The following is a 24857-nucleotide window of genomic DNA, read 5'->3' on the forward strand; positions in this document are numbered from 1 at the left end:
CCTGACGGAAGGTCGTCCCATGCAGGACAGCTCGCTCACCGCCCCGTCGCCGCTCGCCGGCGACCCGACCCGCCGCTCGCGCGGCACGACGCCCCGCGCGTGGGCCTGGACCGGCGTCGTCGCCGGGGTCCTGGGGCTCGTCTCGATCCAGTCCTCGATGGCGCTCGGCGTGAACTGGGAGGAGACCGCCGGCGACGCCGACGCGATCGTCGCCGACCTCGCGGGCCGCACGGGGACCCAGATCCTCTTCCACACCGCGACGATCGCGTGTGCGCTCCTCGTGCTCGTGTTCGCGGCGGGCCTCAAGCGGCGGCTCGACGCGCAGGCGCCCGCCGGGTCGCTCCTGCCGACCGTCGCGGGCTGGGGGCTCGTGCTCGTCTCGGTCGCGGGGCTGCTCGGCTCGGGCCTGGACACGCAGTTCCTCTTCGGCCTCGGCGACACCGCGCTCATCGTCCCCGAGTCGGGCGCGTTCTACAGCGACTGGGTCGCGACGATCCCGTGGCTGTGGGTCGGCGCGGGCGTCGCGGGCGTCGCGCTCGGCGTCGCCGCGCTGCGGCACGCGGCCGCCCCGCGCTGGATCGGCGTCGTCGGGTTCGTGCTGGGCGGGATCGCGCTCCTCGCGGGCCTGTCGCCGCTGCAGTACATGGCGGGCTTCGTCGGGCCGATCTGGCTCCTCGTCACCGCCCTCGGCTTCGCCCTCGGGGACCGGCGCTGAGCGCGACGCGCGAGCTCGGCAGCACGCGGCGAGATCGGCACGTCCGGTCGAGGTCGGCGGTCCGGACCGCCGACCTGGGCTCGGACCGCCGATCTCGTCGCCGTCCGCGGCCGGGTGATCTCCCGCCTGGGCCCTTCTCGCCGCGCGTGCCCCGGCCCTACCGTGGGCCCGTGGCCGACCCCGGGCCCGGCCGCGCCGGGATGCCCCGCACGGGCTGGACGATCGGCGTCCTCGCCTGGGTGCTCGGCGTGTCCGCCCTCGCGCTCCAGCTCACGTCCGGGGTGCCGCTGCTGCTGGGCGACCTGCTGTTCGTCGTCGTCGACGCGACGGTCGCCCTCGTCTACGGGACCGTCGCCGCGGTGATCCTCGTGCGTCGGCCGCACGTCGTCGGCTGGCTCGTCGCGCTCGCCGGGATCGGCGGCGGGATCGCGGCCCTGGGCGGCGCGTGGCGCAGCTACGCCTCGACCCACCCCGGCCTCCCGCCGCTCACGCCGCTCGCGGACGCCTACGGGTGGGCCTGGGTCCCCGGGACGGTCGGGCTGTTCGTCCTCGTCCCGTGGTTCGTGCGGGGTGGCCGGCTCGGCGCGGGTGCGTGGTGCGGCGTCGCGGGCGGCATCGCGTCCATCGCCTTCTTCTTCCTCGCCCCCGCGGACGACCCGCGCCCGGCGATCGTCGGCGTCGTCGTCATGGGGCTCGTCACGGCCGCGGCGACGGCGTGGCGGTGGCGGCGCGGGCCGGTCGAGGAGCGCCGGGGCCTGGGGCTGCTCGCCCTCGGGACCGCGCTCATGGCGCTGTCGTTCCTCCCGCTGCTCGGGACCTGGGCGAGCGCCGACGTCATCCTCGCGCTCCCCCTCACGCACCTCGCGTGCCAGGCGCTGTTCCCCGCGGCCATCCTCGTGTGCGTGCTGCGCAACCGGCTGTGGGGCATCGACCTCGTGCTCTCACGAGCGACCGTCGCCGCGATGCTGGCCGTCGGCCTCGCGGTCGTCTACGCGGTCGTCGTCGTGCTCGCGACGACGGTCGTCGACGGCCCCGCCGCGCAGGTCGTCGCGGCGGTCGGCGTCGCGCTCGCCGTCCAGCCCCTGCACACCTGGCTGCGGCGCCGGGTCCGCACGCTCGTCTACGGCGAGGGCAACGACCCGGGTCGTGCCGCGCTGAGCGTCGGCCGCCACCTGTCGTCGGCGTCGACCGCCGACGACCTCGTCGTGAGCCTCGCGGTGGGCGTGCGCGAGGCGCTGCGCCTGGAGAGCGTGACGATCGAGCGCACGCCGGACCGCCCGACGGCGTCCGGCTCCCCGGAGGACCTTCCCGGCACCGCCTGGGTCGGGCCGACGTCGCGGCCGACCGGGCAGACGGCCTCGCTCCCCGTGGTGCACGGCGGTCGCGTGCTCGGCCGGGTCCACGTCGTCGCGCGGGCGGGCGAGCGGCTCGACGCCCGGACGCGCGACGCGCTCGACCAGCTCCTGCCCGTGCTCGGTGCGGGCCTCGCGCTCGCCCAGGGCGCGCGCGAGCTCGAGGAGGCGCGCGACGCGACCACGCGTGCCCGCCTCGCCGAGCGGCGCGTCATCCGCCGGGAGCTGCACGACGGCGTCGGGCCGTGGCTCGTGGGCCTGCGCCTGGGGCTGCAGGGAGCACGGAACACGCTCGAGACGGACCCCGCCGCGGCAGCCGCCGTGCTCGACGCCCTCGGCACCGAGGTGGCCCAGCGCGTCGAGGACGTCCGCACCCTCTCGCGCAGCCTCCTGCCGCCGTCGCTCGACGAGCACGGGCTCGAGGTCGCGCTCGGGGAGCTCGCGGGCCGCCAGGCGCTCGCCGGGTTCGTGGTGGACGTGCGGTGCGACCCGTGCGACGGCCTCGACCCGCGGGTCGCCGCGGCCGCCTACGCGATCGCGAGCGAGAGCGTCGTGAACGCCGCGCGGCACTCCGGGGCCGACGAGTGCCAGCTGACCGTCCGGCTCGGCGACCGCTGCCTCCTCGTCACGTGCGAGGACGACGGGCGCGGGATCGCTCCCGACGCGACCCGCGGCGTCGGCTCGCGGTCGCTGCGCGAGCGCACGGACGAGCTCGGCGGGCGTCTCGACGTCACCGCCGTACGGCCCGACGGCGAGCGCCCGGGCACGCGCGTGCGCGCCACCCTCCCGCTCGTCCCGGCCGGGGCGCTCGCGCGCGAGGACGCGTCGTGATCCGGGTGGCGGTCGTGGACGACCACCCCGTGTTCCGGCTCGGGATGGCGGCGCTGCTCGACTCGTTCGACGGCGTGCGCGTCGTCGGGCAGGCGGCGTCCGCCGCCGAGGCGCGCGCGCTGCTCGGCCTCGACCCGGGCGGCGACCCGCCCGAGACGGGGGAGAGCGCCGACGTCGTGCTCATGGACCTCGACCTCGGCGACGGCTCGGGCGTGGACGTGACGCGCGACCTCGTGCGGGCGCGCCCGGCCGCGCGCGTGCTCGTCGTCACGATGCACGAGGACGACGACGCCGTCGTCGCGGCCGTCCGCGCCGGGGCGCGCGGCTTCCTCGTCAAGTCCGCGAGCCCCGCCGAGGTCGAGCGCGCCGTCCACGCCGTGGCCGACGGCGCGATGATCCTCTCCCCCTCGGTCGCCGACCGGGCGATGGCGTACGTCGTGGGCGGACGTGCGGCGGCGCGCGTGCCGTTCCCGCAGCTCACCGACCGCGAGCGCGAGGTGCTCGACCTGGTCGCCGCGGGGCTCGACAACGCCTCCATCTCGCGCCGCCTGGTGCTCAGCCCCAAGACCGTCCGCAACCACATCGCGAACGTGCTCACCAAGCTCGCGGTCCGCGACCGCTCCGCCGCGATCGTCCGGGCCCGCGAGGAGGGCCTCGGCACCGCGAGGTAGAGCCCTGGTCCCGCGAGGTAGAGCCCTGGTCCCCCGCGGTAGGGGCGCGGTCGCGCGAGGTAGAGCCGTGGTTCGGAGGCCCGGCTCCGTCAGGCCTCGTCGTCCTGGATGACCGACAGCACGTTGCCCGCCGGGTCGGTGAACCACGCGATGAGCGGGCCGCCGCCGCGGAACACGAAGTCGTCGTCCGTCTCGACCGGGGTCCCCGCATACTTCTCGAACACGACGCCGCGCTCCCGCAGGGCCGCCACGGTGCCGGGGACGTCGTCGACCGGGAAGTTGAGGACGGTGAACGACGCCGGCTCGTGCGCGTCGCCCTTGGGGTAGACGAGCACGCCCGAGTCGCCGGGCACCCGGATCCACAGCAGGTCGTCGCCCTCGACCGTGAGCCCGAGCAGGTCGCCGTAGAAGTGCCGCGCCGCCGCGACGTCGTCGACCGAGAACCCGCTGAACGCCTTGCCGAGCATGTCGCCTCCTGGGGTCGCGCGGGCCGGACGGCCCGCTCTCCCCAGGGTCGACCGGCGCGGGCGCGCCCGCTCATCGGTCGCCGTCGAGGTCATGCCTCCCGACGCAGGTGCAGCAGCGGGAACGGGCGGCCCTGGCCGTCGGTCGCGGACCGCCCCGTGACCTCGAAGCCCAGCGCGCGGTAGAAGCCGAGCGCGGCCGGGTTCTGCTCGTTGACGTCCAGCTCGAGCACGGGGTGGTCCCGCCCGGCGTGGGCCAGCAGCGCGCGCCCGATCCCCTGGCCGTGGAGGTCCGGGTCGACGAACAGCATCTCGACGCGGTGCCCCACCGTCCCGACGAACCCCGCCACCCGGCCGTCGCGCTCCGCGACGGTCACGTCGACGGCGGCGAGGTACTCGTCGCGCACGCCGACCTCCAGCTCACGCACGTCGTCCGGGGTAAGGAAGTCGTGCGTGGCCTCGACGGCACGGCGCCACACGTCCACCAGCGCGCCGGTGTCGTCGGGGCGGGCCGGGCGGAGCGGGAGGTCGACCATGGCACGAGCCTCCCGCCCCGGACCTGGCTGGTTCAAGCGGATTGCTGGTCGAGACGTCGGCGTCAGGGGACGCTCAGCGGTTCGACGTCGCCGGGGCGCCAGGTGCCGTCGAACCAGCTCTCGAGGGGGCCGTAGAGGCGCAGCAGGACGAACCACCCCTTGCCCGGCACGGTCTGGACCCAGTTCGCGGCGAGCTCGCGCGGCTCCTCGGGGCCGAAGACGATGTCCACCGAGCCGTCGTCGTTGTGGACGAGGTCGTCGCGCCTGCTGTTCCGGCTCGGCAGCGGCTGGCCCGTCTGCAGCTCCGAGCGGGTCTGAGGGTCGTACACCACGACCGACCAGAAGTCCGCGGCCGGCACGTCGGCCGGGAGCCGGAGGCGGTACGCCCTCCCACCGTCGAGGGGCGCGTCGTCCACGTCCACGGTGGCCAGCGCGTACTGCGACCCCTTGCCGACCATCTTCAGCGCCATCGCGGGAGTGTTCACCGTCGCGAGGTAGAAGAAGGTGGTGCGGGCGTCGAGGTAGCGGCCGCCGGCACCGCCGTCACGCAGGAACCGGTAGTCGCCGCCCGGGAACGGGCTCAGCCAGCGGCGGTCCTCGTAGAGGAAGAACGCGCGCTCCCGGGACCGGAACGCCATGGCGCGCGCCGTGGCGTTTCCCACCGCCGCTGCGTCGGTGAGGATGCGGCGCATCCGGTCGTCCGGCGCGAACGGCGCATCCTTGGTGATGCCGATCGAGGCGAGCAGCCCGCGCGTCTCCGGGTCGACGACCCCGATCGGCTCCTTGGCCACCACGTGGGCGACCTCCTCGTAGAACGAGAAGTCGTTCGCATGGACCGTGTTCACCGTGACGCCCGACAACGACGCCCACTCCATCGCCGGCGGATCGTCCCGCCGCGACAGCGGGTAGACCCTGACGCCCGACTCGAACAGTCGCACCGCGGCGTCAGGCCGCCCGTCGACGAGGAACCCGCGCAGGATGACGAGGTTCACCGCGCTCGGCGTCTCAGCGACGAACCAGCCCTCGGGCCGCGCGCCGTCGTAGTCCGGCGGCACGATCAGGTACGTGCCGCCGGCGCCCCGGTCCGGGCCGGGCGCGCCGAGGTCCACCACGAACCGGAACCACGCGTCGTCGACCGTGCCGGGACCGCACCCCGGCGGCACCTCGATGACCGTCGGGCCGTCGCGCTCGACGTCGAGCACGACGATCGCGTACACCGTGTCGGTGTTGCCGGTAAGGAAGAGCGGGTCGGAGTCGAGCAGTCGGTCGGCGATCGCGCCCTGGTGGCACGCGTCCCCCGCGACCTCCGCGAGCCCCCGCCGGATCGCCTCCAACGAGGCGGCCGGGATGCAGCCGAGGAACGCCTCGACACCTCGCACCAGGTCGAGGTGGTCGAAGACCCGGGTCGCCGTCTCGGGCGTGGGGACGCCGTCGACGAACCGCAGCTCGCCGATGCTCGTCGCCACCCGGTCCGGCGTGGTGATCTGGGCCGGGATCGCGGTGTTGTACCCGGGCCGGACGTCGATACCCATGCTGTCCTCCCTTGCGCCGACCGTCGGCATCCGTCACCAACCATCAGAACCGGCGTGCGCTCCCGGCGCCATCACGTGATCCGCGTGATCCCTGCCGTCGTTCCGCGGCACCCCGACCCGGGACTTGCGCGCCTATATTGGCTGGTGTCAATATAGACAAATGTCAATTCAAGAGCCTCGCGCGAGCGATCCCACGGCGCCCACGCGCGGCCGGTTGTCCACGCTGGACCGGTGGCTGCCGCTGTGGATCGGGCTGGCGATGGTTGCCGGGCTGACCCTGGGCCGGTTCGTCCCTGCCCTTTCCGACGTGCTCGCCGCGCTGGAGGTCGGCGGGATCTCCGTCCCGATCGCCCTCGGCCTGCTCGTGATGATGTACCCGGTGCTGGCCAAGGTCCGGTACGACCGCGTGGGTGCCGTCACCGGCGACAAGAAGCTCCTGGTGAGCTCGCTGGTGCTGAACTGGCTGGTGGGCCCGGCGCTGATGTTCGCCCTCGCGTGGGCGTTCCTGCCCGACCTGCCCGAGTACCGCACCGGGCTGATCATCGTGGGCCTGGCCCGGTGCATCGCCATGGTCGTGATCTGGAACGACCTCGCGTGCGGGGACAGGGAGGCCGCGGCGGTGCTGGTCGCGATCAACTCCGTGTTCCAGGTCGTCGCCTTCTCCCTGCTCGGCTACTTCTACCTCACGGTGCTGCCCGGGTGGCTGGGCCTCGACGCCCACGGTCTGGACGTGTCCGTGGGGCAGATCGCGCTCAACGTCCTCGTCTTCCTCGGCGTCCCGCTGGCCGCCGGGTTCGCCTCACGCCTGGTCGGGGAGCGCGCCAGGGGGCGGGCCTGGTACGAGGACCGGTTCCTCCCCGTCGTCGGCCCGTGGGCGCTGTACGGGCTGCTCTTCACGATCGTGCTGCTGTTCGCCCTCCAGGGCGAGGCCGTCACCTCGCGCCCGCTCGACGTCGCGCGGATCGCACTGCCGCTGCTGGTGTACTTCGCGGCCATGTGGGGCGTCGGCGTCGTCGTCGGCAAGACGCTGGGACTGGGGTACGCCCGTACCACGACCCTGGCGTTCACCGCGGCGGGCAACAACTTCGAGCTCGCGATCGCCGTGGCGATCGCGACGTTCGGTGCGACCTCCGGCCAGGCGCTGGCCGGGGTCGTGGGCCCCCTCATCGAGGTCCCCGTCCTGGTGGGTCTCGTCTACGTCTCGCTGTGGGTCGCGCGCCGCTGGTACGCCGTCGACCCCTCCGCACCCCCGACCCGAGCACCCGAGCTGGACGAGGTGAGGTCATGACCACCCCCCTGCCGCCGGCCGTCGCGGACGCCGACTGCGCGCCGCAGGTCGAGGCGCACGCGATCGGGGCCGAGGTCGCGGGCGCCGTCGCCACGACGCTCAAGGCCCTCGCCGAGCCGCTGCGGCTGCGCATGCTCTCCTTCGTCGCGACCTCCGCCGCAGGCGAGGCGTGCGTGTGCGACCTCGCCGCGCTCACGGACGTCTCGCAGCCGACCGTGTCGCACCACCTGAAGGTGCTGCGCGACGTGGGGGTGCTCACCTCCGAGCGCCGCGGCACCTGGGTCTGGTACCGCATCGCACCCGGGTACCGGGCGGCCGTCACGACGCTGCTGGACTCCTTCGCCCCGGCGGCGCTCGGCGCGGCGCGCGCCGCGACCGCACTCACGGGCCTCGACGACGTCGACGCCGCCCTCGACCACCTGGCCGAGGACCTGGCCGGCGCCTTCGCCGACGTCCGGTTCGACGTCGTGCAGCGCGTGGTCCGCGAGTCGTACACCGACCTGGCCCGCTCGGCGAAGGTCTCGGCCCATCTGGTGCCCCTCACGGGACGGTTCGCCCGGCAGCGGCTGAGCGACCTGACCCGCGCCGACGACGCGCGGCCGCACGTCCTGTTCGTCTGCGTCGCCAACGCCGGGCGCTCGCAGCTCGCCGCTGCCCTGCTGCGCCACTACGCCGGCGACCGGGTCGCCGTCCGCTCCGCGGGGTCCGCGCCGGCGGCCGACATCCACGACGGCGTGCGCGCGAGCCTGACCGCGCTCGGCATCACCGCGGACGACGCGTTCCCCAAGCCGTTGACCGACGACGCCGTCCGCGCCGCGGACGTCGTCGTCACGATGGGATGCGGCGACGTGTGCCCCGTCCTGCCCGGCACGCGGTACGAGGACTGGCTCGTCGGCGACCCCGCCCTGGCGTCCCCCGCCGGGGTCGCCGCGATCCGCGACGACCTCGACCAGCGGGTACGACGCCTGCTGGCCGACCTGCTGCCCGACCTGTCCTGACCATCGCCTGACCGTCACCACCCGGGAGACCACCATGACCGAGAGCACCCCGCCCACGCCGTCCGCCCTGTTCGTCTGCGTCCACAACGCCGGCCGGTCCCAGATGGCGGCGGGATACCTGCGGGCCCTGTCCGGCGGGGCCGTCGAGGTCCGCTCCGCCGGGTCGGCCCCGACCGACCGGATCAACCCCGTCGCCGTCGACGCCATGCTCGAGGAGGGCATCGACATCCGTGCCGAGCAGCCCAAGGTCCTCACGACCGAGGCGGTCCAGGCGTCCGACGTCGTCATCACCATGGGCTGCGGGGACGCGTGCCCGATCTTCCCCGGCAAGCGGTACGAGGACTGGGCGCTGGAGGACCCCGCCGGGCAGGGCATCGACGCCGTGCGCCCCATCCGCGACGAGATCCGCACCCGCGTGCTGACTCTCCTCGACGAGCTCGGCGTCACCCCGGTCGCCCTGCCGCGCGGCTGAGGAGCCGGCCGCGCGGCGGTCCTCCGGACCCGACGCGCGGCCGGGCGCTCAGGCGAGCTCCGCGTCGCCCGAGCGGCCGTGCGCGACGCCGGTCGCGAACCCGACTCCGGCAGGTGCCCCGACGCCGAGGGTCACGAGCTGCGGCGCGGCCGGCGCGGTGCCGCAGCACGACCCGCCCGCGCTCGCGCCGTCGGCCTCCAGCGCCAGGTCGCTCGAGCAGACACCCGTCGCGGGCAGGTTCAGCTCGACCGCGTCCGCCGCGGTCCGGTCCCCGGCCAGCGCCGCGGCGATCGAACGGACCTGCTCGTAGCCCGTGGCGAGGAGGAACGTCGGCGCGCGCCCGTAGGACTTCATGCCGGCGAGGTAGAACCCGTCGTCCGGGTGGGCGAGCACCTTCTCCCCGTGCGGGGGCACGGTGCCGCAGGAGTGCTGGTTCGGGTCGATGAGCGGGGCGAGCGCGGCGGGCGCCTCCACGACCGGGTCCAGGTCGAGGCGCACCTCGCGCAGCATGTCGAGGTCCGGGCGGAAGCCCGTCGCGTCGACGATCTGGTGCACCTCGAGGTTCAGCGCCCCGTCCCGCGCGGCCCCCAGCACCTGGACGGTCCCGACGCCGGGCACGAGCCGGTCGATCGAGACGCGCGTGAGCAGCGTCAACCGCCCCTCCTCCACGGCGGCCCGCAGGCGCGTCCCGAGCAGGCCGCGCGCGGGGAGCTCGTCGTCGGAGCCGCCGCCGAACAGGCGCCGCGCCGACCCGCCGCGGATCGCCCACGTGATCGTGGTGCCCGGCTCGGACTCGGACAGCTCGACGAGGCTCAGGAGCGTGTTCGCCGCGGAGTGCCCCATCCCGACGACGAGCGTGTCGCGGCCGGCGAACCGGTCACGCTGGGCGCCGAGCACGTCGGGCAGCGGACCGGTCACGAACGCCGCCGACTCCGCCTCGCCCACGGCGGGCAGGCCCGAGGCCCCCAGCGGGTTCGACGTCGAGAACGTGCCCGACGCGTCGACCACGGCGCGGGCCAGCACGTCGCGCACCACGCCGTCGGCACCGATGGTCCGCACGCGGTAGGCGCGGCGGCCCCGGCCGAGCGAGCGCGTCTTGTCCGCCCCGTCGCGTGCGACCGCGAGCACCCGCGTGCCCGTGCGCAGCCGCGGCGCGATCTGAGGCGTCGCGGCGAGCGGCGCGAGGTACCGGTGGACGAGCTCCGCGCCGGTCGGCAGGGCGTCGGGGTCCGGCTCGACCCACCCCGTCGGTCCGAGCAGCCGCCGAGCCGCCGGGTCGACGTCGTACCGCCACGGCGAGAACAGCCGCACGTGGCCCCACGACGCCACCGCGGCGCCAGGGCCGTCCCCGGCCTCCAGCACCACCGGCTCGAGCCCGCGCTCCAGCAGGTGGGCCGCCGCCGCCAGACCCACCGGACCTGCCCCGATCACCACGACCGGGAGCTCGTCCCGCACCACCTCGACCATCACCACTCCTCGCATTGAAGGTTGTCGATATGAGCATCGTGGAGGACGCATCGAAGGTTGTCAATCTGTGCGACGATGGTGGCATGACGACGACCGAACTGACCCTCACCCCGGTCGGCGACGGCGCCGGCTGCTGCGGACCCGTCACCCGGGCCGTCGACCCCGGGGCCGCGCGCGAGCTCGCCCGCACCTTCAAGGCCCTCGCGGACCCCACCCGGGTCCAGCTCCTGGCGATCGTCGCCGCGCAGGACGGCAGCGAGGCGTGCGTGTGCGACCTCACCGAGCCGGTCGGCCTCTCCCAGCCCACCGTCAGCCACCACCTCAAGATCCTGGTCGACGCCGGTCTGCTCACCCGCGAGCAGCGCGGCCGCTGGGCGTACTACTCGCTCGTCCCGGGCGCGCTCGACCGGCTCGCGGCCGCCCTCACCGACACCACCGCTCGCTGACGGGGCGGTTCGCCGCGCGCCCTGCGGGCTCCGTCCCTACGCTCGCTCCTGTCGGTCGCGCCGTTCGCACCGATCGGCCGGCGCCGGCGGCCGTACGACGACGGGCGAGGAGCACCCATGACCGAGGTGACGGGATCGATCGAGCAGGCCACCCCGCGGTCGGGCTGGCAGCGGTTCTGGGACCAGGGCGGCTGGTGGCGGGCCTTCCTCTTCGCGGTCCTCTACATCGCGGTGTACCTCGGGCTCGGATGGCTCGTCGGCGTCAGCGGGCTGGGCCCGGGCAGCGGCGAGGAGCTCCTCGACTCGTCCGGCACCGTGTTCTTCGGGCTGCTGCTGCCGATCCTCGTCATGAGCCTGCTGCTCGTCGCCTTCCTGTCCACGATGCGCTGGCGGCGCGAGGTGTTCGGTCCGCAACCGGTCGCGGGGCGGCCGTGGATGTGGGTCGCCGTCGTCCTCGTCCTCGTACCGGTCGTGCTGCACCTCGTCGCGACGAGCTGGTCGTCGTACGACGTCACGGTGATCCTCACCGTCTTCGCGCTCGGCCTGTGCATCGGGTTCGCCGAGGAGGTCCTGACGCGCGGCGTCGCCGTCACGATGCTCCGCCGCGCGGGGTACGGCGAGAAGGCCGTGATGGTGCTGTCGTCGATCCTCTTCGGCTTCCTGCACGCGTCGAACCTGGTCTCGGGGCAGAACCTCCTGACCGTGGGCACGACGGTGGTCTACGCGTTCGGGTTCGGCACCATGATGTACCTCTCGATGCGCGTCACGGGCAGCATCGTCCCCGCCATCCTCCTGCACGCGGCGACCGACCCGACGACGATCCTCGCGACGGGCGGTGTCGACACGCACGGGACGAACGCCGGGTCCGACGCGCTCAACGCGTTCGCCGGGACCTTCAACATCCTCTTCATCGCCGTCGCGATCCTGGCGGTCTTCCTCGTCTCGGGTCGCGTCGGACGGACGACGGCACCGGCGCAGCGCTGAGCCCCGGGCCGCCTACCGACGCCCGCGCAGCGCGATCACCGGCCCGGAGAACAGGGCGATGCCCAGCATGAACCCGACGTCGTACCAGTTCCCGTTGTTGTCGACCTCGTAGATGCTCACCGTGTCGGTGAAGAGGGACACGATGAACGTGAACGGCAGGATCATCCCCTGCCACAGACCCCACCAGAACCCGTAGCCGCCGGGGCTCGCGGCGACGTTCGGCCCGGCGGCGCAGGCCCCGAGGAGCAGGATCACCGCGATGGCGAGAGCCGCGCCGGCTCCTCGTCGTGCCGTCGTGGACATGACGCTCACCTCCGTGTAGCGGTCGACGGCACCAGTGAACCGCGCGCGCCGTCAGACGGCGAGGGCAGCGGCGCGCGGCGGCACGGCGGGCCCCGTGTCGGGGCCGTGCGGCAGGATGGCGGCATGACGCAGAGCACGGACGACGGCGCCCCCTCGAGCACCCCCGCGACGGCGGGCGGCGAGCTCATGCTGCTCGACACGGCGAGCCTGTACTTCCGCGCGTTCTTCGGGGTCCCCGACTCGATCAAGGCCCCGGACGGCACGCCGGTCAACGCGGTGCGCGGCCTGCTCGACATGATCGCGACGCTCGTCACGGACCGCCGCCCGTCGCGCCTCGTGGCGTGCTGGGACGTGGACTGGCGCCCGGCGTTCCGCGTCGAGGCCATCCCGTCGTACAAGGCGCACCGGGTCGCCGAGAAGGTGCCCGGGACCACGGGCGTCGAGGAGGTCCCGGAGAAGCTCGTCGCGCAGATCCCGGTGATCGTCGACGTGCTCGCGGCGCTGGGGATCGCCCGCGTCGGCGCGGCGGGGTACGAGGCCGACGACGTCATCGGCACGCTCACCGCGCGCGAGGTCGCGCGGCGCGCGGCCGAGGGCGCCGCGCCGGACGCGTCGGGCCGGGCCGCCGTCGAGGTCGTCACCGGGGACCGCGACCTGTTCCAGCTCGTCGACGACGAAGCGGGCGTCCGCGTCCTCTACCCGACCAAGGGCGTGAAGAACCTCGACGTCGTCGACCAGGCGCGGCTCGCGGAGCGGTACGGGATCCCGACGGGGGCGGCGTACGCGGACATGGCGGTGCTCCGCGGCGACCCGAGCGACGGCCTGCCCGGCGTCCCCGGCATCGGGGAGAAGACGGCGGTCGCGCTGCTCGCGAGGTTCGGCGACCTCGCGGGCGTGCTCGCGGCGCGCGAGGCGGGCGACCCCGGCCTGACACCGACCCAGCGCCGTCGCCTCACCGAGGCGGCCTCCTACCTGGAGGTCGCGCCGCTCGTCGTGCGCGTCGCGCCGGACGCCCCCGTCGGGGAGGTCCACGACGCGCTCCCGACCGCCCCCGCGGACCCCGACACGCTCGCCGAGCTCACGGAGCGGTGGGGCCTCGGGACGTCCGTCCGGCGCCTGCTGGACGCCCTGGGCGGCTGATCCCGCCGCCGAGGCCGCGTCGCGCACGACGCGGCCGCACGGCTCACTTCGACGCGGCGGCCGCCTCGGCGAGCTGCGGGACGTACTGGTCGAGCATCCACGGGATGGAGAGCACGGTCGGGGCGCTGCTCGCCATGACGAACGACTCGCCGACGATCGGGGCGAACCGGCCCTGCTGCACCGTCTCCATCGCGCCGACGGACGGCAGCGCCGTGAAGGCGTCGACCTCGTCCTGGGAGCCGAAGTACATGACGAGCACGTCCGTGTCGATCTCGCCGAGTCGCTCCTCGCTGAGCCCGTAGAAGTACGTGCCGTCGTCGGGCGAGGCGTCGAGCTCGGCGACGCTCGGGCTGAGCGTCATGCCCATGTCCTCGAGCAGGTCGACGCGCGGATCGTCCGCCCGGAAGACGTTGAGCGTGCCCGGGGTGTTGGCCGACGCGTAGACGAACGTCGTGCCGTCGAGCTCCGGGTGCTCGTCGGCGAGCGCGGTGACGTACGCGTCGGTCTCCGACTGGAGCGCCGCCGCCTCGTCGCTCTTGCCGAGCGCCGTCCCGACGATCTCGAGCTGGTCCTGCCACGGCAGCGCCCACGGCTGGTCCGGGTACGCGACGACGGGCGCGACCTCGGACAGCCGGTCGAACTCCTCCTGCGTGATGCCGGAGTAGGGCGCGAGGATGACGTCGGGCTGCGCCGCGGCGATCTCCTCGAACGGGACCTCGCCCGTGTCGGAGCCGGAGAGCAGGGTCGGGGTCTCGCCGCCGAGCTCCTCGATCGCGTCCTCGTCCCACGGCAGGATCCCGGCCTCGCCGCCGCCGTAGTCGTTGCGCGGCATCGCGACGGGCACGACCCCGAGCGCGAGGACCGCGTCCTGCGTCGACCAGCCCCAGGTCACGACCCGCTCGGGCTGCTCGGGGATCACGGCGTCGCCCAGGGCGCTCTCGATCGTCACCGGGAAGGCGCCGCCCGCGGCCGGGGTCGTGCTCGTGTCGTCGGCGGCGCCGTCGTCGGCGCCCGCGGAGCACCCGGCGAGCACGAGCGCGCCGAGCGCGAGGAGGGCAGCCGCGGTGGTGCGGCGCGAGGCGGAGGACGTCGGACGACGCATGGATCTCTCCCAAGGGACGGTGGCGCCGCCGGCGCGGCGACTGAGCAAGGTAAGGCTAGCCTCATCCATCGCCGGAGCGGAGCGTGCGGCCCGTGCGATGGCTCACAGCGGGCAGACTGGGGGCGCCGTCGGGCGCCCCCGTCGGCACATCCGACCCGCCGGGAGGCGACCCGTGGCCCTCGTCCGCTGCTCCTTCTACTCCGACGTGCTCGAGGTGAGCACGACGATGACCGTCGTGCTCCCGCAGGCCACGGCGACCCAGATCGGCATGGCCGGGTCCGCGAGCGCCCGCGCCGAGGGCGCCCCGGTGCTCTACCTGCTCCACGGCATGAGCGACGACGAGACGATCTGGACGCGCCGGACGTCGATCGAGCGGTACGTCGCCGACCGGGGGCTGGCCGTCGTCATGCCCCGCGTGGAGCGCAGCTTCTACGCCGACGAGGTGCACGGGCACCGGTACTGGACGTTCCTGTCGGAGGAGCTGCCGAGCCTGGTCGACCAGTTCTTCCGGGTGTCGTCGCGACGCGAGGACACGTTCGTCGCCGGACTGTCGATGGGCGGGTACGGGGCGTTCCGCTGGGCGCTGCGGCACCCCGAGCGGTTCGCGGCGGCGGCGAGCCTGTCCGGGGTGCTCGACCTCGCCGACGAGTCGTACCGGGAGCGCCGCCTGCCCGACATCGAGCGCGTGTTCGGCGACCGGGAGATCGCGGGCTCCGACGACGACCTGCTCGCGCTGCTGCGCCGGGCTGCCGCCGAGGGCCGGACGGCGGACCTCCCCGACCTGTTCCTCGCGTGCGGGACGGAGGACTTCCTCGTCGACGGCAACAGGGCGTTCGAGCGCGTGGCCGATGAGTCCGGCGTGGCGCTGCGGTCGGAGTTCTCGCCCGGGACCCACGAGTGGGGCTTCTGGGACCGCACGATCCAGGACGTCCTCGACTGGCTGCCGCTGCCGGGGGCGCCACGAACCTGACGCGGCGCCCTCCCTACCCGTCGGGGCACGTGTCACACACCGTGCTCGCGCGTCGTCGTGTGGGTGACCGCACCTAGCGTCGAGACGCGCACACCGCGACGAAGGGGACCACCACCATGACCACCTCTGCCACCACTCTTCCGCCCACCGACGTCGCCGCGCTGCGCGACCGCGTCACGGGTCGCGTGCTCGCCCGGGGCGACCTGCCCGACGGCGGCCCGACGGCTGCGGAGGCCGTCGCCTCCCACAGCACGCTCGTCACGCACGACCCCGACCTCGCGGTGCTGGCCGCCACCGAGGCCGACGTCGTGGAGGCGGTCCGGTTCGCGTCCCACCACGGGCTGCGCGTGCGCGCCCACGCGACGGGCCACGGCGCGTCCTCGCCCGTCGCGGACGGCCTCGTCCTCGGCACGAGCGACCTCGCGGGCGTCGAGATCGACCCGGAGACCCGCGTCGCGCGCATCGCCGCGGGCACCCGCTGGAAGACGGTGGTCGAGGCCGCGGCGGAGCACGGGCTGCTCCCCGTCACGGGGTCGTCCACGGGGGTCGGCGTGGTCGGGTACACGCTCGGCGGCGGGTTCGGCCCGCTGACGCGCAGCCACGGGCTCACGACGGACTGGGTCCGCGGGTTCCGGGTCGTGCTGGCCGACGGCTCGGTCGTCGAGGCGAGCGCGGACTCCGAGCCGGACCTGTTCTGGGCGCTGCGCGGCGGCAAGGGCGGCCTCGGCGTGGTGACGCGCGTCGACGTCGAGCTCGCGCCGCTGCGCACCCTGTACGCGGGGGCGCTCACGTTCGACGCCCCGCACGTCGAGGACGTGCTGCGCGGCTGGGTCGACTGGACCGCGACCGCGCCCGACGACGTCACGACCTCCGTCGCGGTGCTCGCCCTCCCGGACCTGCCGTTCATCCCCGAGCACCTGCGCGGCCGCACGGTCCTCGCCCTCCGGTTCGCCTACCCGGGCGACGCCGCGGAGGGCGAGCGCCTGGCTGCGCCGCTGCGGGCTCTCGCCCCGGTCATGGCCGACGCGGTCGGGGAGATCCCGACGACCGCCATCGCGTCGATCCACGACGACCCCGAGGACGCCGGCCCGTCGTGGGTCTACGGCGCCGGCCTGCGCGAGGTGGACGCGGCGTTCCTCGACCGGTTCCTCGCGGACCTCGGGCCCGGCAGCGGCTCGCCGTTCGTGGCGGCCGAGCTGCGGCACCTCGGCGCGGCCGGCGCGCGCGACGTGGACGGCGGGTCCGCCGCGGGCGGGCGGACGGCCGGGTTCCTGCTCAGCCTGGTCGGCGTGAACCCCCCGCGCGTGCCGGACATGGTCGAGGCCGCGGCGTCGTTCGCGCAGTGGTCCGAGCCGTGGGCCGCGACGGAGACCAACATCAACTTCCTGCCTGGCCCGTGGACGGACGAGACGCTCGCGCGGGCGTGGTCGCCGGAGACGGCGGCGCGCCTCGCGTCGGTGCGGTCGGCCTACGACCCGGCGGGGCTGTTCGCCTGGCGCGTGTGACGTCGGGTCAGCGCTGCCGGTCGACGCGGAGCGGTCTCACACCGCGAACAGCGCGGTGAGCCGCGGGAGGCGGCGCGCGTTCTCCTCGTCGTCGTCGAAGTCCCACTGCTCGCCGGCGGGCTCGCTGCGCGCCGGCCCCGACGACGTCCGCTCGCGCGCCGCGTAGTACGCCTCGTCGTCCTCGCCGGTCGCGCGCGACCACGCGTCGCCGACGAGCGAGTCCAGCGACTCGTACCCGAACCAGGCGGACCCGCCGCGCGACATGGCGGCGACCACGGGGTGGTCCGCGAGGGAGTCCGGGTCCGCCACGGCGCGCTCGAACGCCGCCCGGCCGGCGAGGACGAGCCCGTCGCGGAAGTCCATGAAGCCGTCGTCGCTGCACCCGCCCTCGACGAGGTACGCGGCACCCCACAGCGGCCACGCGTACGCGTCGTCGGACACGTCTCCCGCCACGTCGACGAACGCCAGCATCTCGTCCGCGGTGAGCCGCTCGACGAGGAGGTCGGTCAGGGCGCCGGGCAGCGGGTCGTCCTCCGCGCCGCGGTCGTCGGCGCCCGCGCCCGCCCGGTCGCGCGCGGCGTCGACGATCTCCCAGAAGGTCTCTCGATCCATGGACCGGACGGTACGGGCGGGCACCCACAGACGCTCGACGCCCGGGCGACGTCAGCGGTCCCGCCCTGGGCCTACGGGACCGTCCGTGCCCCGGTGCGCCGCACCCAGCGGCGCTGCCACGGCGTCTCGACGGCGCGGGGCCGGTAGTGCGCGCGGACCCAGGCGACGGCGTCGTCGGGGCGGATGCCGCCCCACACCGCGAGGAGCGCGAGCGCCGTGCCGGTGCGACCGGTCCCGCCGCCGCACGCGAGCTCCACGCGCTCGTCGGCGGCCCGCTCGTACGCCTCGCGCAGCACCGCGACGGCGTCCGGCGTGGACCGCGGCAGCGCGAAGTCCGGCCACCGGACCCAAAGCGACTCCCATGCCGTGGCCGGCGGCGGCGTCCCGGTGAGGTAGACGCCGAGCTCCGGCACGTCGTCCGGCCCGGGCGGCCCGGACCGCAGCCCGCGGCCCCGCACCCGACGCCCGTCCGGCAGCTCCACGACGCCGTCGCCCTGTTCCCACGAACCCATGCGCTCCTCCGACGGGGTGCTCAGCGCCGCGCGTGCCGCCGCGGCGCGGGGCCACCAGGCTGCGGCGGCGAGTCGGCACGCGCGCGGCGGACCAGCAGGTGGACGACGTACGCCACCGCGAGCACGGCGACGACGGCGAGGACCCCCTTCTGGTACGTCCCGATCGCGGCCTCGATCTGGGGCCACCGCTCTCCGAGACCGTAGCCGAGCAGGACGAGCGTGGTGTTCCAGACGCCGCTGCCGACCGCCGTCAGGACGAGGAACCTGCCCAGCGGCATGCGCTCGACGCCGGCCGGGATCGAGATGAGGCTGCGCACGATCGGGACGACGCGCCCGACGAGGACCGCTGTCGTCCCGTACCGGGCGAACCACGCCTCGGCGGTGTCGACGTCCTCGACCCGGACGAGCGGCAGGCGAGCCGCGACGGCGCGGAGCCGCTCGGCGCCGAGCGCGGCACCGAGCCCGTAGAGGAGGAGCGCCCCGACGACGGAGCCGACCGTCGTCCACAGGATCGCCTCGAGCAGACCGAGACGCCCCTGGGCGGCCGTGAACCCGGCGAGCGGCAGGATCACCTCGCTCGGGATCGGCGGGAAGAGGTTCTCCAGGGCGACCGCCACACCCGCTCCCGGTGCGCCGAGGGACTCCATCAGGCTCACCGCCCAGTCCGTGAGGCGGGTGATCGGGCCGGGGTCGGAGGCGGTGGCCGCGAGGACGGACGGCGAGGAGAGGCTCATGCCGACGACGCTAGGAAGGCGCGAGCCGCGCCGGAACGCGGTGTCGCGCACGGACGGCGACGGTTCCCCGCGGCACGGGGTGCGGTTTTCCGCAGTCCGCGTCGCAGGTCGCGTCGCTAGGGTGAGTCGCGTGCCCAGCCGAGCGCCGTCCGTCGTCCGTGCCTCGTGCGGCGTCGTGGTGGGGGTCTGCCTCGTCCCGATGGACGCGGTGACGCTGCTCGCTGCCGCGGTGGCCGCCCCGTTCGCCCGCGCGTCCGCCCGGACGGCGGCCTGGCGGGACGGGCGGGTCCGGGCCGCCGTGCGCGTGCACCTGCGGCGCCTGGAGCGGTGGTTCGCCTGGCACACCGACGCTCCGGACGGCACCGGTCGACCCCTGCGCTACCTCGCCGCCCGCCTCGCCGTGGGCCTGCTCAGCGCGGGGATCCTCCTCCTGCTCGCCTACGGGGCGTTCGCGGCGGTGCTCATGACGGCGTCGTGGGCGTTCGACCTGCGGGTCCCCGCGCTGGCGGACGACGACAGCGACCCGACGACCGGGCTCACCGTCCTCTCGGCGGTCGTGCCGGGCGGGATCCTGCTCTACCTCGCGCTCATGGGACTCGTCGGCTCCGCGGCGCTCGAGCGGGCGGCGGCGAGCCGGTTGCTGGGCGAGGAGGACCGGACGCAGCTCCTCGCCCAGGTCGAGGCGCTCGCCGCCTCGCGCTCGGACATCGTCGCAGCCGTCGAGGCGGAACGCCGTCGGGTCGAGCGCGACCTGCACGACGGCGTCCAGCAGCAGGTCGTGGCGCTCGGGATGCTGCTCGACCGCGGCCGACGAGCCACCGACCCCGTGGTCCGCGACCGTCTCCTCGCCGACGCCGCCGACGAGGCGTCCCGGGTGCTCGCGAGCGTGCGCGACGTCGCCTGGCGCGTGCACCCCGCGGCGCTCGACACCCGGGGGCTGCGCCCGGTCCTGGCACGCCTGGCGGCGCGGGCGACCCCGTCCGCGGAGCTCGACTACCGCCTGGACGGGCGACCGGGGCCCGCGGTGGAGGCGTGCGTGTACTACGTCGTCGCCGAGGCCCTGGCGAACGTCGCCAAGCACGCCGGCGCGACCCGCACGACGGTCACCGTGACCTCGGCCGACGGCGTCGTGCGGGCCACCGTCACGGACGACGGTCGGGGTGGCGCGTCCCCGCGCGGCGGTCGCGGGCTCGCGGGCCTCGCGGCCCGGGCGGCGGCGCTCGGCGGCTCGCTCGACGTGGCCAGCCCTCCCGGCGGGCCGACCACGGTGACGGCGGTGCTGCCGTGCGCGTGATGATCGCCGAGGACTCCGCCCTCCTGCGCGAGGGTCTCCGGGCCCTCCTCGTGGACGAGGGCGTCACGGTCGACGCCGCCGTCGGCGACGCCGACGAGCTCCTCGCCCTGCTCGGGCGTCGTCCCGCGCCGGACGTCGTGCTGCTCGACGTGCGCATGCCCCCGACGCACACGGACGAGGGCATCCGGGCCGCGATCGAGGTGCGGCGCCGCTTCCCCGGGGTCGGCGTGCTCGTCCTCTCGCAGTACGTCGAGGCCGAGCCGACGCGGGACCTCGTCACGAGCGACGGCGCGGGGGTCGGCTACCTCCTCAAGGACCGCGTGATGCGGGTCTCGGAGCTCCTGGACGCGCTGCGTCGGGTCGAGGCCGGCGACTTCGTCGTGGACCCGGAGGTCGTCCGCCAGCTCTTCGCGGACACCTCCCGCGCCGACCCGCTCTCGCGGCTGACGGAGCGCGAGCACGACGTCCTCCGCCTCATGGCCGAGGGCCGGACGAACGCCGGGATCGCGGCTGCGCTGCACCTGTCGCTCTCGGCGGTCGAGAAGCACGGCAACGCGATCTTCACCAAGCTCGGCCTCGACGCCGCCGGCGGGTACAGCCGCCGTGTCCTCGCCGTCCTGCACTACCTCCAGGGCTGACGACGACCCCTGCTCACGCGCCCGCGTGCCGCGAGAGGATCGCGTGCGCGTCCGTCCCGCGCGGCAGGACGCCGTAACCGTGGCCGCGGTCGTCGCCGAGGCGCGCCGCGACGAACGCGTCGGCCGTGCCCGACGGCGCGTGCCGCACCACGAGCGACGCCTGGAGCGCGAGGGCGAGCGACTCCACGACGCGACGGGCCTGCGCCTGCTGCGCCCCGGCGTCGGCCCCCGCGACCTCCGCGAGCAGCCGGCGCGTGCGCGCGACGTGCGCGTCGAGGAGGGGATGCGCCCCCGCCGTCGTGCCCAGCTCGGCCTGGAACGCCGCGACCGACTCCGGCTCGCGACCCATGGCGCGCAGCACGTCGAGCGCGATGACGTTGCCCGACCCCTCCCAGATCGCCATGACCGGCTGCTCGCGGTAGCGGCGCGCGAGCGGGAACGCCTCCGTGTACCCATTGCCGCCCAGGCACTCCATCGCCTCGTACGCGTGGTGCGGCCCGCGCTTGCACACCCAGTACTTGCTCACGGCCGTCGCGAGGCGGCGGAACGCGCGGTCGTGCTCGGACTCGCCGTCGTGCGCGGCGGCGAGGCGCACCGACGTGAGCGTCGCGGCCTCGGACTCGAGCGCGAGGTCGGCGAGCACCGCGGTCATGGCGGGCTGGTCCACGAGCGCCGCGCCGAACGCGCTGCGGTGCCGCGCGTGCCACAGGGCCTCGGTGACCGCCTGGCGCATGCCCGCGGCCGAGCCGTGCACGCAGTCCAGCCGCGTGCGCGACACCATCTCGATGATCGTCCGCACGCCGCGCCCCGGCTCCCCGACGAGGAACCCGACGGTGCCGTCGAGCTCGATCTCCGACGACGCGTTCGACCGGTTGCCCAGCTTCTCCTTGAGGCGCTGGATGCGGAACACGTTGCGCGTGCCGTCCTCCAGGACGCGCGGCACGAGGAAGCACGACGGCGCGGCGTCGCCGTCGCGCGCGGTCCCGCCCGAGGCGCCCGGTACCTGGGCGAGCACGAGGAACGCGTCGGACATCGGCGCCGAGCAGAACCACTTGTGCCCCGTGAGCAGGAAGGCGCCGTCCGCCCCGGCGGGCACGGCCGTCGTCGCGTTCGCGCGCACGTCCGAGCCGCCCTGCTTCTCCGTCATCGCCATGCCGACGAGCACGCCGGGCTTGCTCCCCGGGGCCGCGAGGGCGCCGTCGTACCCGCGGGAGAGCAGCCGCGGCTCCCACACCGCGGCGAGCGACGGCGCGTGCCGCAGCGACGGCACCGCCGCGTGCGTCATGGAGACCGGGCACGCGTGGCCCGGCTCGACCTGCGCGAACAGCGAGAACGCCGCGCCCCGCACGACGTTCGCCCCCGGCCCGGGCTCCGCCCACGCGCTCGTGTGCGCGCCGTGCGCGACGGCCGCCCCGATCACCTCGTGGTACGCCGGGTGGTACTCGACCTCGTCGATGCGGTTCCCACGGCGGTCGTGCGTGCGCAGCACGGGCTCGTGGACGTTCGCGAGCTCGGCCGCGCGCTGGAAGTCCCCCGTCCCGACGAGCGCGCCGACCTCGACGAGCCGGTCCTCGCCCCACGCCCCGCCGTACGCGTGCACCGCCTCGCGCAGCACGGGGTGGTCGAGGTACTCGTTGACCCCCTCGCGCTCCGGCGGCTGGTTGGTCACGCGGTGCGTGACGTGCGGCGCGGGGTGCGCGCCGTCGGCCGGGTCGACGGCGGGACGCGTGGCCGGGGTGGTGTCGGTCGGGGTCATGGTGTCCTCCTGCGGCTCTGCGGGTGGCTCGGTGTCGGGACGCCGCCGGGCGGCGCCCGGAGGGTTCGGGGCGGGTCGGGCAGACGTCAGGCGGGGGCTGACGCAGGAGCGGCGGCCGCCGCCCGGGCGCCGACGGCGCCCAGGCAGAAGCGCAGGATCGTCGCGACGACGGCGTCCCGCACCGCGGGCGGGACCGTGCCGTCGGAGGCGGTCGGGCCGCCACCCGCGAGCGGAACCGTGCGGTCGGAGGCGGTCGGGCCGCCACCCGCGAGCGGGGAGAGCGGACCGGTGAGCGACTCGCCGATCGCGCCGACGAGGGCGGTCGCGACGACCGTCACGTCCTGGTCGGGGATCTCCCCGGCGTCGACACCGGCACGCACGACCTCCGCGAACGTCTCGGCGTAGGCACGGCGGTACTCCAGGCGCGCCGCGTCGACGGCCGGGTGGACGGGCTCGAGCAGCAGCGCCCACGCGAGCGTCGGGCCGCGCAGCGCGCGCCGCGCGAAGGTGTCGACGGCGCGGCCGAGGCGGGCGACGGTCCGGTCGCCCGGGGGATCGTCCGGGCGGGCCGCGGCGGCGGTGCGCACGGCGTCGAGCTCGACGTCCGCCGCCTGCCGGAACACGGCCACGAGCAGGTCGGCCTTGGTGGGGAAGTACGAGTAGACGCCGCCCGTGCTCACCCCGGCGCGCGCGGCGAGCGCCTGCACGTTGGCCCCGGCGAACCCGTGCTCGGCGACGATCGTGCGCGCCGCGTCGAGCAGCGCCTCGCGCTTGCGCTCGCGGGCGGCCCGCGTGGCGGGCGTCTCGCGGTAGGGCACGGTTCCTCCGTCGTCGTCGAGGGTGCGCCGCCTCGTCGCGGCTTCCCACCAAGAATTGAACCATGATTCAATTCATCGCGGCACCGGTCCCCGTCCGGGCCGCCGAGACGGCGTCGACGACGACGCCGAGCAGGACGTCGAGGAGGACGACATGCACCTGGGCAGCATGCTGGAGAGCACGGCACGCAAGGTCCCGACCAAGGAGGCGCTCGTGCTGGGCGAGCGCCGGCTCTCGTACGCCGAGCTCGACGCGGCCGCGCGCCGCGCGGCGGCCGTCTTCCGGGACGCCGGCGTGCGCCCCGGCGACCGCGTCACGGTCATGACCTACAACACGCCGGGCTTCGTCGTCGCGGCGTTCGGCCTGTGGCGCGCGGGCGCCGTGCTCGTCCCCGTCAACCACAAGCTCCAGGCGCCCGAGGTCGCGCGGCTCGTCGCCCACAGCGGCGCCGTCCTGGGCGTCGCGGACGCGAGCCTGGCCCCCGTCGTGACCGCCGCCGCGCCCGCGGTGCGCTGGCTGTGGACGGAGACGGACGCCGTCGGGCAGGACGCGGCGGGGACGTCGGGGCCCGACGACTTCGACGCGCTCGTCGCCACCGCCGAGGCGTGGGACGGCGTCCCGCCCGACCAGGACACGATCGCCCAGGTGCTCTACACGTCCGGCACGACGGCGGCCCCCAAGGGCTGCGAGCACACCCACCGCGGGCTGAGCTCGGTCGCGGCGTACACGACGGCCGCCGTCGGGCTGCGCGCCGACGACCGGTTCCTCCTCGCGATGCCGATCTGGCACGCGTCTCCGCTCAACAACTGGTTCCTGTCGATGGTGTTCCTCGGCGGGACGACGGTCCTCCTGCGCGAGTACCACCCGATCGAGATGCTGCGGACGGTCGCGGCCGAGCGCACGACCGCGTTCTTCGGCGCGCCCATCGCGTACGTCGCGCCGCTCCAGGTCGCCGCCGCGCAGGGCATCGACCTGTCGACGTTCGACCTGTCGAGCGCGCGGCTGTGGCTCGCCGGCGGCGCGCCCGTCGGCGCCGACACCGTGCGCGCGATCCGCGCCGCCTACCCGGGCGAGCTGCACCAGGTCTACGGCATGAGCGAGATGGGGCCGGTCGGCACCGCTCTCGGCCCCGCCGACCAGGAACGCAAGGCGGGCTCGATCGGCCACGCCGGGATGCCCGGCGTCGACGTGCGGGTCGTCGACCTCGACGGGAACGACGTCGGCCCCGGCGGGACCGGCGAGATCTGGCTGCGGTCGGACACCCGGATGGTCGGCTACCTCGACGACCCCGAGGCGACCGAGGCCGTGCTCGTGGGCGACTGGTACCGCACCGGCGACGTCGTGCGCGTCGACGAGGACGGGTACCTCTTCATCGTCGACCGGCTCAAGGACGTCATCATCACGGGCGGCGAGAACGTCTACTCCCAGGAGGTCGAGGAGGCGCTGCGCGGGTCGCCCGAGGTCGCGGACGTCGCCGTCGTCGGGCGCCCGCACGCCGACTGGGGCGAGACCGTCGTCGCGTTCGTCGTCCCCGCTCCCGGCGCAGAGCCCTCGCTCGACTCGCTGCGCGCCTTCCTCGCCGACCGGCTCGCGCGCTACAAGGTGCCGCGCGACGTCGTGCTCGTCACCGAGCTCCCGCGCAACCCCTCCGGCAAGCTCACCAAGCACGTGCTGCGCTCGCGGGTCCGCGAGAGCGCCGCGACCTGACCCGTCGCGCGC

At 75.2% G+C, this 24857-nt stretch carries 25 protein-coding genes; 14 read left to right on the top strand and 11 right to left on the bottom strand.

Features of this window, described 5'->3' with window-relative positions:
* The first annotated feature begins 19 nt into the window (after window positions 1–19).
* The 3 genes from ABWU78_RS09555 to ABWU78_RS09565 all read left to right on the top strand — a co-directional run bounded on the left by ABWU78_RS09555 (window position 20) and on the right by ABWU78_RS09565 (window position 3569).
* On the top strand, window positions 20–715 hold the full coding sequence (locus ABWU78_RS09555; RefSeq protein WP_115941637.1) for a hypothetical protein: 696 nt from the start codon (window positions 20–22) through the stop codon (window positions 713–715).
* 170 nt (window positions 716–885) lie between these two features.
* On the top strand, window positions 886–2898 hold the full coding sequence (locus tag ABWU78_RS09560) for a sensor histidine kinase (protein ID WP_439158190.1): 2013 nt from the start codon (window positions 886–888) through the stop codon (window positions 2896–2898).
* Complete coding sequence (locus ABWU78_RS09565; protein ID WP_439158191.1) at window positions 2895–3569, top strand: response regulator; 675 nt, start codon at window positions 2895–2897, stop codon at window positions 3567–3569. Before ABWU78_RS09560 ends, ABWU78_RS09565 begins: the two co-directional genes overlap by 4 nt.
* A gap of 89 nt (window positions 3570–3658) precedes the next feature.
* On the opposite strand, the gene ABWU78_RS09570 is transcribed toward ABWU78_RS09565, so the two are convergent.
* The 3 genes from ABWU78_RS09570 to ABWU78_RS09580 form a co-directional block, all read right to left on the bottom strand.
* A complete protein-coding gene (locus ABWU78_RS09570) occupies window positions 3659–4036 on the bottom strand; it encodes a VOC family protein (RefSeq protein WP_439158192.1) in 378 nt (125 codons plus the stop codon).
* Window positions 4037–4125: 89 nt separating this feature from the next.
* Window positions 4126–4569 (bottom strand): acetyltransferase, encoded by a 444-nt coding sequence (locus tag ABWU78_RS09575; protein WP_439158193.1) that lies wholly within the window; start codon window positions 4567–4569, stop codon window positions 4126–4128.
* 62 nt (window positions 4570–4631) lie between these two features.
* Window positions 4632–6101: a DUF1254 domain-containing protein gene (locus ABWU78_RS09580; protein ID WP_439158194.1), complete on the bottom strand. Its 1470-nt coding sequence runs from the start codon at window positions 6099–6101 to the stop codon at window positions 4632–4634.
* 160 nt (window positions 6102–6261) lie between these two features.
* Here ABWU78_RS09580 and arsB point away from each other — a divergent pair, with 160 nt between their 5' ends.
* The 3 genes from arsB to ABWU78_RS09595 are packed head-to-tail and all read left to right on the top strand — an operon-like array spanning window position 6262 to window position 8859.
* Window positions 6262–7389 carry an ACR3 family arsenite efflux transporter gene (gene arsB, locus ABWU78_RS09585; protein WP_253051804.1) on the top strand — a complete coding sequence of 376 codons (1128 nt, stop codon included), beginning with the start codon at window positions 6262–6264 and terminating at the stop codon, window positions 7387–7389.
* A complete protein-coding gene (locus tag ABWU78_RS09590; protein ID WP_353707092.1) occupies window positions 7386–8387 on the top strand; it encodes a metalloregulator ArsR/SmtB family transcription factor in 1002 nt (333 codons plus the stop codon). The genes arsB and ABWU78_RS09590 overlap by 4 nt, the downstream gene beginning before the upstream one ends.
* A 34-nt stretch (window positions 8388–8421) precedes the next feature.
* On the top strand, window positions 8422–8859 hold the full coding sequence (locus ABWU78_RS09595) for an arsenate reductase ArsC (protein WP_439158195.1): 438 nt from the start codon (window positions 8422–8424) through the stop codon (window positions 8857–8859).
* 48 nt (window positions 8860–8907) lie between these two features.
* Here ABWU78_RS09595 and ABWU78_RS09600 read toward each other — a convergent pair whose 3' ends face one another.
* Entirely contained in the window at window positions 8908–10326 is a 1419-nt protein-coding gene (locus tag ABWU78_RS09600) for an FAD-dependent oxidoreductase (protein ID WP_439158196.1), read from the bottom strand.
* Between the two features lie 83 nt (window positions 10327–10409).
* Between ABWU78_RS09600 and ABWU78_RS09605 the strand changes: the two genes are divergently transcribed.
* Window positions 10410–10772 carry an ArsR/SmtB family transcription factor gene (locus tag ABWU78_RS09605; protein WP_353707089.1) on the top strand — a complete coding sequence of 121 codons (363 nt, stop codon included), beginning with the start codon at window positions 10410–10412 and terminating at the stop codon, window positions 10770–10772.
* A 117-nt stretch (window positions 10773–10889) separates the two neighbouring features.
* Window positions 10890–11756 (top strand): lysostaphin resistance A-like protein, encoded by an 867-nt coding sequence (locus tag ABWU78_RS09610; protein WP_439158197.1) that lies wholly within the window; start codon window positions 10890–10892, stop codon window positions 11754–11756.
* 12 nt (window positions 11757–11768) lie between these two features.
* Here the strand turns inward: ABWU78_RS09610 and ABWU78_RS09615 are convergent, their stop codons facing one another.
* The gene (locus ABWU78_RS09615; RefSeq protein WP_115943461.1) at window positions 11769–12059 is read right to left on the bottom strand and encodes a hypothetical protein; all 291 of its coding nucleotides are present in this window, start codon (window positions 12057–12059) and stop codon (window positions 11769–11771) included.
* A gap of 123 nt (window positions 12060–12182) precedes the next feature.
* On the opposite strand from ABWU78_RS09615, the gene ABWU78_RS09620 reads away from it, so the two are divergent.
* Window positions 12183–13199 (top strand): 5'-3' exonuclease, encoded by a 1017-nt coding sequence (locus ABWU78_RS09620; RefSeq protein WP_439158198.1) that lies wholly within the window; start codon window positions 12183–12185, stop codon window positions 13197–13199.
* A gap of 43 nt (window positions 13200–13242) precedes the next feature.
* On the opposite strand, the gene ABWU78_RS09625 is transcribed toward ABWU78_RS09620, so the two are convergent.
* Window positions 13243–14301, bottom strand: coding sequence for an iron-siderophore ABC transporter substrate-binding protein (locus ABWU78_RS09625; RefSeq protein ID WP_439158199.1), 1059 nt, complete (start codon window positions 14299–14301; stop codon window positions 13243–13245).
* Window positions 14302–14473: 172 nt separating this feature from the next.
* On the opposite strand from ABWU78_RS09625, the gene ABWU78_RS09630 reads away from it, so the two are divergent.
* The gene (locus ABWU78_RS09630) at window positions 14474–15271 is read left to right on the top strand and encodes an alpha/beta hydrolase (protein ID WP_253051787.1); all 798 of its coding nucleotides are present in this window, start codon (window positions 14474–14476) and stop codon (window positions 15269–15271) included.
* 116 nt (window positions 15272–15387) lie between these two features.
* The gene (locus ABWU78_RS09635; RefSeq protein ID WP_439158200.1) at window positions 15388–16776 is read left to right on the top strand and encodes an FAD-binding oxidoreductase; all 1389 of its coding nucleotides are present in this window, start codon (window positions 15388–15390) and stop codon (window positions 16774–16776) included.
* Window positions 16777–16812: 36 nt separating this feature from the next.
* Here the strand turns inward: ABWU78_RS09635 and ABWU78_RS09640 are convergent, their stop codons facing one another.
* From ABWU78_RS09640 to ABWU78_RS09650, 3 genes are all read right to left on the bottom strand, one after another.
* Complete coding sequence (locus tag ABWU78_RS09640; RefSeq protein WP_439158201.1) at window positions 16813–17388, bottom strand: DUF4240 domain-containing protein; 576 nt, start codon at window positions 17386–17388, stop codon at window positions 16813–16815.
* 71 nt (window positions 17389–17459) lie between these two features.
* Entirely contained in the window at window positions 17460–17900 is a 441-nt protein-coding gene (locus ABWU78_RS09645; RefSeq protein WP_439158202.1) for a protein-tyrosine phosphatase family protein, read from the bottom strand.
* Window positions 17901–17920: 20 nt separating this feature from the next.
* Complete coding sequence (locus ABWU78_RS09650; RefSeq protein WP_439158203.1) at window positions 17921–18634, bottom strand: DedA family protein; 714 nt, start codon at window positions 18632–18634, stop codon at window positions 17921–17923.
* 130 nt (window positions 18635–18764) lie between these two features.
* Between ABWU78_RS09650 and ABWU78_RS09655 the strand changes: the two genes are divergently transcribed.
* On the top strand, window positions 18765–19928 hold the full coding sequence (locus ABWU78_RS09655; RefSeq protein WP_439158204.1) for a sensor histidine kinase: 1164 nt from the start codon (window positions 18765–18767) through the stop codon (window positions 19926–19928).
* Window positions 19919–20566, top strand: coding sequence for a response regulator transcription factor (locus tag ABWU78_RS09660; protein ID WP_439158205.1), 648 nt, complete (start codon window positions 19919–19921; stop codon window positions 20564–20566). The genes ABWU78_RS09655 and ABWU78_RS09660 overlap by 10 nt, the downstream gene beginning before the upstream one ends.
* 13 nt (window positions 20567–20579) lie before the next feature.
* Here the strand turns inward: ABWU78_RS09660 and ABWU78_RS09665 are convergent, their stop codons facing one another.
* Window positions 20580–22322 carry an acyl-CoA dehydrogenase family protein gene (locus tag ABWU78_RS09665; RefSeq protein ID WP_439158206.1) on the bottom strand — a complete coding sequence of 581 codons (1743 nt, stop codon included), beginning with the start codon at window positions 22320–22322 and terminating at the stop codon, window positions 20580–20582.
* 86 nt (window positions 22323–22408) lie between these two features.
* Window positions 22409–23140, bottom strand: coding sequence for a TetR/AcrR family transcriptional regulator (locus tag ABWU78_RS09670; RefSeq protein WP_439158207.1), 732 nt, complete (start codon window positions 23138–23140; stop codon window positions 22409–22411).
* Window positions 23141–23291: 151 nt separating this feature from the next.
* Here ABWU78_RS09670 and ABWU78_RS09675 point away from each other — a divergent pair, with 151 nt between their 5' ends.
* The gene (locus tag ABWU78_RS09675; protein WP_439158208.1) at window positions 23292–24845 is read left to right on the top strand and encodes a class I adenylate-forming enzyme family protein; all 1554 of its coding nucleotides are present in this window, start codon (window positions 23292–23294) and stop codon (window positions 24843–24845) included.
* The last annotated feature ends 12 nt before the right edge of the window (window positions 24846–24857 follow it).

This window comes from Cellulosimicrobium sp. CpK407 (assembly GCF_051844275.1).
Lineage (GTDB): Bacteria > Actinomycetota > Actinomycetes > Actinomycetales > Cellulomonadaceae > Cellulosimicrobium > Cellulosimicrobium cellulans_G.

Bases quoted from the DNA above. Each gene is read 5' to 3' on its own strand.
- ABWU78_RS09650 (WP_439158203.1), bottom strand. From the start codon at position 18,634: ATGAGCCTCTCCTCGCCGTCCGTCCTCGCGGCCACCGCCTCCGACCCC.
- ABWU78_RS09580 (WP_439158194.1), bottom strand. From the start codon at position 6,101: ATGGGTATCGACGTCCGGCCCGGGTACAACACCGCGATCCCGGCCCAG.
- ABWU78_RS09635 (WP_439158200.1), top strand. From the start codon at position 15,388: ATGACCACCTCTGCCACCACTCTTCCGCCCACCGACGTCGCCGCGCTG.
- ABWU78_RS09665 (WP_439158206.1), bottom strand. From the start codon at position 22,322: ATGACCCCGACCGACACCACCCCGGCCACGCGTCCCGCCGTCGACCCG.
- ABWU78_RS09595 (WP_439158195.1), top strand. From the start codon at position 8,422: ATGACCGAGAGCACCCCGCCCACGCCGTCCGCCCTGTTCGTCTGCGTC.
- ABWU78_RS09620 (WP_439158198.1), top strand. From the start codon at position 12,183: ATGACGCAGAGCACGGACGACGGCGCCCCCTCGAGCACCCCCGCGACG.
- ABWU78_RS09610 (WP_439158197.1), top strand. From the start codon at position 10,890: ATGACCGAGGTGACGGGATCGATCGAGCAGGCCACCCCGCGGTCGGGC.
- ABWU78_RS09675 (WP_439158208.1), top strand. From the start codon at position 23,292: ATGCACCTGGGCAGCATGCTGGAGAGCACGGCACGCAAGGTCCCGACC.
- ABWU78_RS09615 (WP_115943461.1), bottom strand. From the start codon at position 12,059: ATGTCCACGACGGCACGACGAGGAGCCGGCGCGGCTCTCGCCATCGCG.
- ABWU78_RS09625 (WP_439158199.1), bottom strand. From the start codon at position 14,301: ATGCGTCGTCCGACGTCCTCCGCCTCGCGCCGCACCACCGCGGCTGCC.
- ABWU78_RS09640 (WP_439158201.1), bottom strand. From the start codon at position 17,388: ATGGATCGAGAGACCTTCTGGGAGATCGTCGACGCCGCGCGCGACCGG.
- arsB (WP_253051804.1), top strand. From the start codon at position 6,262: ATGTCAATTCAAGAGCCTCGCGCGAGCGATCCCACGGCGCCCACGCGC.
- ABWU78_RS09645 (WP_439158202.1), bottom strand. From the start codon at position 17,900: ATGGGTTCGTGGGAACAGGGCGACGGCGTCGTGGAGCTGCCGGACGGG.
- ABWU78_RS09605 (WP_353707089.1), top strand. From the start codon at position 10,410: ATGACGACGACCGAACTGACCCTCACCCCGGTCGGCGACGGCGCCGGC.
- ABWU78_RS09600 (WP_439158196.1), bottom strand. From the start codon at position 10,326: ATGGTCGAGGTGGTGCGGGACGAGCTCCCGGTCGTGGTGATCGGGGCA.
- ABWU78_RS09570 (WP_439158192.1), bottom strand. From the start codon at position 4,036: ATGCTCGGCAAGGCGTTCAGCGGGTTCTCGGTCGACGACGTCGCGGCG.
- ABWU78_RS09590 (WP_353707092.1), top strand. From the start codon at position 7,386: ATGACCACCCCCCTGCCGCCGGCCGTCGCGGACGCCGACTGCGCGCCG.
- ABWU78_RS09555 (WP_115941637.1), top strand. From the start codon at position 20: ATGCAGGACAGCTCGCTCACCGCCCCGTCGCCGCTCGCCGGCGACCCG.
- ABWU78_RS09575 (WP_439158193.1), bottom strand. From the start codon at position 4,569: ATGGTCGACCTCCCGCTCCGCCCGGCCCGCCCCGACGACACCGGCGCG.